The following is an 8,824-nucleotide window of genomic DNA, read 5'->3' on the forward strand; positions in this document are numbered from 1 at the left end:
CCTGGCAAAGCCAGTTCCTCGGGTGCTCTGGCATGGCCTGCTCCGCGGCCATTTGATTCTGTTCAGACCTTTGCTCATGAACGTTCTGTCTTCCTTCCTCGCCTCGGACGCCCTGGCCGGTCGCACGGCCGTCGTCACCGGCGGCTCCTCGGGCATCGGCCTGGCCACCGTGCAGGTGCTGCTGTCGGCCGGCGCCGCCGTCGCGCTGTGCGGCCGCAATGCCGAGCGGCTCGACAGTGCCGTCGCCGGCCTGCGCGAGCAGTTTCCGCACGCCAGGCTCTTCGCCCGCACCTGCGATGTGCTCAACGCCGAATCGGTCAAGTCCTTCGCCGCCGAGAGCCGGACCGCACTGGGCCCGGCCGCCATGCTGGTCAACAACGCAGGGCAGGGCCGGGTCTCCACCTTCGCCGACACCGACGACCAGGCCTGGATGGACGAGCTCAAGCTCAAGTTCTTCTCGATCATCCATCCGACCCGTGCCTTCCTACCGCAGCTGGTGGCCGAGCGCCAGCGGCTGGGCGATGCCGCCATCGCCTGCGCCAACTCGCTGCTGGCGCGCCAGCCCGAGCCGCACATGGTCGCCACCTCGGCCGCGCGGGCCGGCATCCTGAACCTGGTGCGCTCTCTGGCCACCGAATTCGCACCACAGGGCGTGCGGGTCAACGGCATCCTGATCGGCCTGGTCGAGTCGGGCCAGTGGCGTCGCCGCTTCGAGGCGCGCGAGGACAAGTCGCAGGACTGGGCCGCGTGGAGCGCCGAACTGGCCAACAAGAAGCACATCCCGCTGGGCCGCCTCGGCCTGCCGGTGGAGGCCGCGCGTGCGCTCGCCTTCCTCGTCTCGCCCTTCTCGTCGTACACGAGCGGCAGCCACATCGATGTCTCCGGCGGCCATTCCCGCGCGGCCTGAAACATCCCCGTCTTCGATTCCGGAATCCCCATGACCTCCACCCCCAAAGTCACCGTCGGCACGGTCGTCGCCGCCTTCCTCGAACAGTGCGGGGTCAAGGCCGCCTTCGGCGTGATCTCGATCCACAACATGCCGATCCTGGACGCCTTCGCGCTGCGCGGCCAGACGCGCTTCGTCATGGCCCGCGGCGAGGCCGGGGCCGGCAACATGGCCGATGCCTATGCCCGCTCCACCTCCAGCCTGGGCGTGTGCATCACCAGCACCGGCCCGGCGGCCGGCAACATCGCCGGCAGCCTGGTCGAGGCGCGCAACGCCGGCACGCCGCTGTTGCACATCACCGGCCAGATCGAGACCCAGTACCTGGACCAGAACCTGGCCTACATCCACGAGGCGCCCGACCAGCTCGCCATGCTGACGGCCGTCTCCAAGGCCGCCTTCCGCGTGCGCAATGCCGAGACCTGCCTGTCGACGCTCAAGGCGGCGGTGCAGGCCGCGCAGACCGCGCCCACCGGGCCAGTGAGCGTGGAGATCCCGATCGACATCCAGCAGTCGCTGATCGAGATGCCGGCCGACCTGTCGCCGCTGCCCATCACCGTGCCGGTGCCGAGCGAGGCCGCCATCGACGCGCTGGCCGAGCAATTGGCCGCCAAGCGCCGCCCGCTGCTGTGGCTGGGCGGTGGCGCCCGCCATGCCGGCGCGGCCGTGGCCCGCCTCAAGGCGCTGGGCTTCGGCATCGTCAGCACCGTGCAGGGCCGCGGCATCGTGGCCGAGGACGATCCGGCCTCGCTGGGCGCCTACAACATCCAGAAGCCGGTCGAGGCCTTCTACCAGCGCTGCGACGCCATGCTGGTGGTGGGCTCGCGCCTGCGCAGCAACGAGACGCTGAAGTACGAACTCAAGCTGCCGCGCCCGCTGCTGCGCATCGACGCCGATGCTGCCCAGCAGGGCCGCTGCTATGCCGACGACGGCTTCGTCTGGGGCGACTCGGCCCTGGTGCTGAACGGCCTGGCCGACCGGCTGGAAGCCCGCGGCTGGAAGGCCGACCCGGAACTGCTGGCCGACCTGCGCAAGACCCACGACGAGGTGGTCGCCACGCTGCACGATGGCCTGGGCCCCTACACCGCGCTGGTGCAGCAGCTGCAGAAGCAGGCCGGCCGCCAGTTCAACTGGGTGCGCGACGTCACCGTCTCCAACAGCACCTGGGGCAACCGCGAGCTGCGCTTCTTCGAGGCCAATGCCGGCGTGCATGCCACGGGCGGCGGCATCGGCATGGGCATGCCCATGGCCATCGGCGCGGCCGTGGGCGCGGCCGCCACCGGCTCCGGCCGCAAGACGCTGGCCCTGGCCGGCGACGGCGGCTTCATCCTCAACCTGGGCGAGCTGGCCACGCTGGTGCAGGAGGAGTGCGATGCGCTCATCGTGCTGATGAACGACCAGCGCTACGGCGTGATCCAGAACATCCAGGACGCCTCCTACGGCGGCCGCCGCTGCTATGTCGAACTGCACACGCCCGACTATGCGCAGCTGTGCGCCTCGATCCAGCTGCCGCATGCCCGCGTGACGGACCTGGCCGAACTGCCCGGCGTGCTCGACAGCGCCTGGTCGCGCAGGGGCCCCTTCCTGCTCGAGATCGACATGCGCGCCATCGGTGGCTTCAAGACCAACTTCGCCGGCCCGCCGGTGAACAAGATGGACCAGGTGCCGGCCGCACCGGCGGCTTGAGGACGCCATGGCCCTGAAATTCGCCCTGATCGGCTGCGGCGCCATCGGCACCGCGCTGCTGGAACTGGTGAAGGCCGATGGCGGCCTGGCTGCGGCTGCCATCGTCGTGCCCGCGGGCAGTGAGGCGGATGCGCGCACCGTGGCCGCCCGCGTGGCCCATGGCGCGCAGGTGCTGTCGTCGGTGCCCACCGACGGCATCGACCTGGTGGTCGAGGCCGCCGGCCATGCCGCCATCGAGCAGCACGTGCTGCCGGCGCTCAAGCGCGGCATTCCCGCCATCGTGGCTTCGGTCGGCGCGCTGTCGGCACCTGGCCTGCCGGAGCAACTGGAGGCCGCGGCCCGCGAAGGCGGCACGCAGGTGCAGCTGATCGCCGGTGCCATCGGTGCCATCGACGCGCTGGCCGCCGCGCGTGCCGGCGGTTTGGAGACGGTGCGCTACACCGGCCGCAAGCCGCCCCGCGCCTGGAAGGGCACGCCGGCGGAAGAGGGCCGCGACCTCGACGCGCTGGCGGCAGAGGCGGTGATCTTCGAAGGCAGCGCCCGCGATGCCGCGCGCCTCTTCCCCAAGAACGCCAACGTGGCGGCCACCGTGTCGCTGGCCGGCCTGGGCCTGGACCGCACCACGGTGCGCCTGATCGCCGACCCGGCCGTGACCGAAAACGTCCACCAGGTCGAGGCCGAGGGCGCCTTCGGCCGCTTCGAGCTGACCATGCGCAACCAGCCGCTGGCCGCCAATCCCAAGACCTCGGCCCTGACCGTGTACAGCGCGGTGCGTGCGCTGCGCAGCCGCGTCGCCCCGCTGGTCATCTGACGACGAACATCCGAGAGAGAAGCCCGCATGTCCAAGCTGGAACTGCTCCCCATCAACATCGCTGGCGAATGGCGCCTGGGCGGCAGCGACGAATACCTGAGCCTGTACCCCGCCACCGGCGAGCCCATCGCGCGCCTGCGGGCGGCGAGCCTGGCCGATGTCGAAGAGGCCATCACCCGTGCCGACCGCGCCTTCCGTACCAGCGGCTGGGCCCAGATGCTGCCGCATGTGCGCGCCGCGGTGCTGCACCGCGTGGCCGCCATCATCCGCGAGCGTGCCGAAGACCTGGCGCAGAAGCAGCGCCTGGACAACGGCAAGCCCATCAGCGAAACCCGCGCGCTGGTCGCCAGCGCCGCCGGCACCTTCCAGTTCTTCGCCGCCGCGCTGGAGACGCTGGAGGACACCATCACGCCGTCGCGCGGCCCGTTCGTGACGATGAGCGTACACGAGCCCATGGGTGTCGTGGCCGCCATCACGCCGTGGAACTCGCCCATCGCCAGCGAGGCGCAGAAGCTCGCGCCCGCCCTGGCGGCCGGCAATGCCGTGGTGGTCAAGCCGGCCGAGGTGACGCCGCTGATGGCGCTGGAGCTTGCCCGGATCTGCGAACAGGCCGGCGTGCCGCGCGGCATCGTCAGCGTGCTGCCCGGCAAGGGCTCGGTGATCGGCGATGCCATCACCAAGCATCCGCTGGTCAAGCGCGTGTCATTCACCGGCGGCACCACCACCGGCAAGCACATCGCCCACATCGCGGCCGACAAGATGATGCCGGTCTCGCTGGAGCTGGGCGGCAAGTCGCCCACCATGGTGCTGGAGGATGCCGACCTGGACCATGCCGTGGCCGGCGTGCTCTACGGCATCTTCAGCAGCTCGGGCGAATCGTGCATCGCGGGCTCGCGCCTGTTCGTGGCGCGCGGCATCTATGACGAGTTCGTGACGCGCGTGGCCGAGGCGGCCAAGAACCTGCGTGTCGGCGACCCGGCCGACGAGCGCACCCAGATGGGCCCGCTGATCACCGCGAAACATCGCGAGGGCATCGAGCGCTATGTCGACCTGGGCGTGAGCGAAGGCGGACGCATCCGCACCGGCGGCGTGCGTCCGCAGGGTGCGGCCTTCGACAAGGGCTACTTCTACACGCCCACCATCCTCGAAGGCCTCACCAACAACGCCCGCATCACGCAGGAAGAGATCTTCGGCCCGGTGCTGGTGGCCATGCCCTTCGACAACGAAGAGGAACTGATCGTCCAGGCCAACGACAGCGTCTATGCGCTGGCGGCCGGTGTGTGGAGCCGCGACTTCAAGCGCGCCTGGCGCCTTGGCCGCGCGGTGCAGGCGGGCACCGTCTGGGTCAACACCTACAAGCAGTTCTCGGTCTCCACGCCCTTCGGCGGCTGGCGCGACTCGGGCCTGGGCCGCGAGAAGGGCCGCGAAGGCATCTTCCAGTACATGGAGCAGAAGAGCATGTACTGGGGGACCAACGAGCAGCCGATCCCGTGGGCCAAGTGAACCAACAGGAAATCAAACAATGAGCGTTCTCGGCATCGATCAGATCACCTACGGCACGGACGACCTCGCCACGAGCCGCCGTTTCTTCCTGGACTGGGGCCTGAACCTGGCCTACGAAGGCGCGGACGAGCTGGTGTTCGAAAGCCTCAACGGCTGCCGCATCGTCGTCGCATCCATGGACAAGGCCGGCCTGCCGCCCGCCATCGAAGAGGGCCCCACGCTGCGCGAGGTGGTCTGGGGCGTGGAAAGCGCGGCCGACCTCGACCGTTATGCCGACGCGATCCGCGGCGACGCGGGCTTCGTCGATGGCGAGGTGGCCGGCGGCCGCCGCATCGGCTGCACCGACCCCAACGGCCTGGCCGTGCGCCTGCAGGTGAGCCGGAAGAAGGCGGTCGACATCGACTGCGCCCGCATGAACACCTGGGCCGACAAGGCCCGCGTCAACCAGCCCAGCCCGATCTACGACCGGGCCACGCCCATCGAGGTGGGCCACGTGGTCTTCTTCGTGGCCGACGTGAAGGCGTGCGAGGCGTTCTACGCCAGCCGCTTCGGCTTCGTCGCCTCCGACCGCTATCCGGGCCGCGGCGCCTTCCTGCGCTGCGCGGACATCGGTGGCCACCACGACCTCTTCCTGCTGCAGCTGCCCACGGGCAAGCGCGGCATCAACCATGTGGCCTTCACCGTGCGCGACATCCACGAGGTGTTCGGCGGCGGCCTGCATTTCTCGCGCTGCGGCTGGGAAACGCAACTGGGCCCGGGCCGGCATCCGATCTCCTCGGCCTATTTCTGGTACTTCAAGAATCCGGCCGGCGGCCTGATCGAGTACTACGCCGACGAGGACCAGCTGACGGCCGAGTGGGCCGCGCGCGACTTCGAGCCGGGCCCGACGGTGTTCGCCGAATGGGCCGTGGATGGCGGCCTGGACGGCCACACGCGGCGACAGAAGGGCGTGGACGCCTCGGGCAAGTTTTTGACGGAGAAAAAATGACCCCCGTTTCTTGCTCACTTCGTGTAGCCGAATCCCCCCTCAAGGGGGCAACACCAGCGGCCCGGCAACGCCGGTTCCGCGGTGTTTCCCGAACGGCCTTCGCTGCGCTCGCCGCTGCCTTGGCCTGCACCTGCGCGTCAGCTCAGAGCGAGGTGCACAAGCAGCTCGCCAGTGAGCGCTTCAACATCGTCTCGCCCTTCCCGGCGGGCGGCCCGGTGGATGCGCTGGCGCGCTTCCTGGCCGACGGCCTCAGCAAGCGCTACGGCCAGCCGGCCGTGGTGGAGAACGCCGTGGGCGCGGCCGGCAACATCGGCATCGACAAGATCAAGCGCGCCAAGGGCGATGGCCACAACCTGCTGGTGGTGCCTGCCGGCAACCTCACGATCAACCCGACGCTGATGCCGAACTTCCCGTTCAACATCGAGAAGGACTTCGTGCCGGTCACCATGCTGGCCAAGGCGCCCAACGTGGTGGTGGCCTCGCCCGCCTCGGGCATCAAGACGGCCAAGGACCTGATCGCGCAGGCCAAGGCCAAGCCGGGTGCGCTGTCGTACGCCTCGCCGGGCATCGGCAGCGGCCTGCACCTGGCCGGCGAGCTGTTCAAGCAGCAGGCCGGCATCGACATGCTGCACGTGGCCTACAAGGGCACGCCGCCCGCGCTCAACGACACCGTGGCCGGCATCGTGCCGCTGATGTTCACCAACCTGCCGGCCGCGCTGCCCTTCATCAACAGCGGCAAGCTGGTGGCCGTGGGCATCACCGAGGCCCAGCGCACGCCGGTGGCGCCGGAGATCCCCACGCTGGCGGAGCAGGGCATCCAGGGCGTGAACGTCACCTCGTGGTACGGCCTGCTGGCCCCGGCCGGCACGCCGCCCGCGGTGGCCGAGCAACTGGCCAAGGACGCCGCCGAGATCCTGGCGCAGCCCGAGATCCAGGACAAGCTCAAGGCCCAGGGCATGACCCAGGCCACCATGACGCCCGCCGCCTTCGCCAAGGCCATGAAGGACGAGACGGCCGTGTGGGCCGGCGTCATCAAGAGCCGCGGCATCAAGGCCGAGTGAGCCCCTGCCACCAGTCCGTTTTCGCCTCCTCACGATTCACCGCCCCCCGATGGAGCACACCATGACCGACCGCTACCTCGAGCCCCACCAAGCGCGCAAGCGCAACCCCACCACCTACGAAGACTTGCTGGGCGATGCCATCGAGCGCGCCTTCGGCGCCGGCGTCCACGACCTGCCGGGCCTGGTGCAGGCGCTCAACGACAGCGGCCTGGCCAGCCCCAGCGGCAAGCCCTGGACCGAAGAGGTCTACCGCCAGGAAATCGCCGTCCTGTCGGAACAGCCCTGAACCCCACGACGCAAGCGAGGAACACCCCATGACCACCATCGCCATCCACGCCGATCCGGTCGACCAGCTGCTCGAAGTCGGTCTCAAGGACCTCTGGTACCCGATCTGCCCGTCCTCCTTCATCAAGGAGAAGCCCGTCTCGCTGCGCCGCCTGGGCCGCAAGCTGGCCTTCTGGCGCGACTTCGACGGCGTGCTGCATGCCCTGGAAGACCGCTGCCCGCACCGCGGTGCCCCGCTGTCGCAGGGCGTGGTGCTGGGCGACCGCCTGTCCTGCCCGTACCACGGCGTCGAGGTGCGCTGCGACGGCGTGACCACCCGTGTGCCCGGCAGCCCCGGCTGCAAGCTCGAAGGCACGCGCGCCACGCGTCACTTCCATGTCAAGGAAGCGGCCGGCGCCGTCTTCCTCTACAACAGCAGCGAGCCGGTCGACGAGCCGCCGCCGCTGGTGCTGCCCGAGGAGCTGACGGACGACGCGCAGTACGGCCACTTCCTCTGCTACACGGAATGGAAGGGCGACTACCGCTACGTGCTCGACAACGTCATGGACCCGATGCACGGCACCTTCCTGCACAAGCAGTCGCACTCCATGGCCGAGGGCGACTCCAAGGCCAAGTTCGGCATCCGCCAGACGGACACCGGCTTCGTCTTCGAGAAGGAAGGCCAGCGCAACGTCAACTTCGACTGGACGGAATGGGCCGACACCGGCATCCACTGGATGCGCCTGGAGATTCCGTACCCGAAGACCGGTGGCCCCGGCGGCAACTTCATCATCGTGGGCAGCTACACGCCGATCTCCACGGGTCTGTCGGCCGTCTTCCACTGGCGCGTGCGCAAGCTGCCCAAGGGCTGGGAGCGCGACACCTGGCGCTTCCTCTATCGCAACCGGTTGGAGCAACGCCACTGGCGCGTGCTGGAGCAGGACCGCGTGATGCTCGAGGACATGGAGCCCGACGCCAACCAGCACGAGAACCTCTACCAGCACGACCTGGGCATCGTGCGGCTGCGTCGCCAGCTGCGCAACCTGGCGCAGCAGCAACTCGAGGCGAAGCAGACGGCGCAACCCTGAGCGGCCCAGCCGCCACAGGGGCGGATCGGCGGCGGGCGGCATGCGCCTTGCTCGCTGCCTATGATCCGGGCGCTGCGCGCCCTTCGCCGCCGATGCGGCCCCGTCGAGGGTGCCTTCCCCTCCACAACACACAGACAAGTCCAGAGAGATCTCCGCCATGTCCGCCCCCACGCTCAAAGCCCTGGTCCACACGATGCGCCATGAGGCCGATGGCATCGTCAGCGTCGAATTCCGCCCGGCCAATGCCGGCGTGAGCTTTCCCGCCTTTGCCGCGGGCTCGCACATCGACCTGCACCTGGCCAACGGCCTGGTGCGCAGCTATTCGCTGTGCAATCCCTGCAGCGACAGCGGCCGCTATGTGGTGGGCGTGCTCAACGACCGCGCAAGCCGGGGTGGCTCGAAGTTCGTGCACCAGCAGCTGCGCGTGGGCCAGGTGATCGACATCTCGGCCCCCCGCAACAACTTCGAGCTGCACGAGGA

8 protein-coding genes and 1 pseudogene are annotated in these 8,824 nt (G+C 69.4%); all 9 read left to right on the forward strand.

Annotated elements, in window-relative coordinates:
- The first annotated feature begins 76 nt into the window (after positions 1-76).
- A complete protein-coding gene (locus BXA03_RS05575) occupies positions 77-907 on the forward strand; it encodes an SDR family oxidoreductase (protein WP_076504735.1) in 831 nt (276 codons plus the stop codon).
- A 30-nt stretch (positions 908-937) separates the two neighbouring features.
- Positions 938-2,629 (forward strand): thiamine pyrophosphate-binding protein, encoded by a 1,692-nt coding sequence (locus tag BXA03_RS05580; RefSeq protein ID WP_076504737.1) that lies wholly within the window; start codon positions 938-940, stop codon positions 2,627-2,629.
- A 7-nt stretch (positions 2,630-2,636) separates the two neighbouring features.
- Positions 2,637-3,440 (forward strand): aspartate dehydrogenase, encoded by an 804-nt coding sequence (locus BXA03_RS05585; protein ID WP_076504739.1) that lies wholly within the window; start codon positions 2,637-2,639, stop codon positions 3,438-3,440.
- A 27-nt stretch (positions 3,441-3,467) separates the two neighbouring features.
- Complete coding sequence (locus BXA03_RS05590) at positions 3,468-4,943, forward strand: aldehyde dehydrogenase (RefSeq protein WP_076504741.1); 1,476 nt, start codon at positions 3,468-3,470, stop codon at positions 4,941-4,943.
- A 19-nt stretch (positions 4,944-4,962) separates the two neighbouring features.
- Positions 4,963-5,931: a VOC family protein gene (locus BXA03_RS05595; RefSeq protein ID WP_076504743.1), complete on the forward strand. Its 969-nt coding sequence runs from the start codon at positions 4,963-4,965 to the stop codon at positions 5,929-5,931.
- Between the two features lie 152 nt (positions 5,932-6,083).
- Complete coding sequence (locus tag BXA03_RS05600) at positions 6,084-6,992, forward strand: Bug family tripartite tricarboxylate transporter substrate binding protein (protein WP_234983598.1); 909 nt, start codon at positions 6,084-6,086, stop codon at positions 6,990-6,992.
- Between the two features lie 61 nt (positions 6,993-7,053).
- Positions 7,054-7,278 carry a recombinase-like helix-turn-helix domain-containing protein gene (locus BXA03_RS05605; protein WP_076504747.1) on the forward strand — a complete coding sequence of 75 codons (225 nt, stop codon included), beginning with the start codon at positions 7,054-7,056 and terminating at the stop codon, positions 7,276-7,278.
- A 28-nt stretch (positions 7,279-7,306) separates the two neighbouring features.
- Complete coding sequence (locus tag BXA03_RS05610) at positions 7,307-8,344, forward strand: aromatic ring-hydroxylating oxygenase subunit alpha (protein ID WP_076504749.1); 1,038 nt, start codon at positions 7,307-7,309, stop codon at positions 8,342-8,344.
- 157 nt (positions 8,345-8,501) lie between these two features.
- Positions 8,502-8,824 (forward strand): annotated as a pseudogene (locus BXA03_RS05615) (oxidoreductase); the annotation flags it as partial.

This window comes from Pseudacidovorax sp. RU35E, assembly GCF_900156165.1.
In the GTDB taxonomy this organism is placed as follows: Bacteria; Pseudomonadota; Gammaproteobacteria; order Burkholderiales; family Burkholderiaceae_C; genus Xenophilus.

Bases quoted from the DNA above. Each gene is read 5' to 3' on its own strand.
- BXA03_RS05585 (WP_076504739.1), top strand. From the start codon at position 2,637: ATGGCCCTGAAATTCGCCCTGATCGGCTGCGGCGCCATCGGCACCGCG.
- BXA03_RS05610 (WP_076504749.1), top strand. From the start codon at position 7,307: ATGACCACCATCGCCATCCACGCCGATCCGGTCGACCAGCTGCTCGAA.
- BXA03_RS05590 (WP_076504741.1), top strand. From the start codon at position 3,468: ATGTCCAAGCTGGAACTGCTCCCCATCAACATCGCTGGCGAATGGCGC.
- BXA03_RS05575 (WP_076504735.1), top strand. From the start codon at position 77: ATGAACGTTCTGTCTTCCTTCCTCGCCTCGGACGCCCTGGCCGGTCGC.
- BXA03_RS05595 (WP_076504743.1), top strand. From the start codon at position 4,963: ATGAGCGTTCTCGGCATCGATCAGATCACCTACGGCACGGACGACCTC.
- BXA03_RS05580 (WP_076504737.1), top strand. From the start codon at position 938: ATGACCTCCACCCCCAAAGTCACCGTCGGCACGGTCGTCGCCGCCTTC.
- BXA03_RS05605 (WP_076504747.1), top strand. From the start codon at position 7,054: ATGACCGACCGCTACCTCGAGCCCCACCAAGCGCGCAAGCGCAACCCC.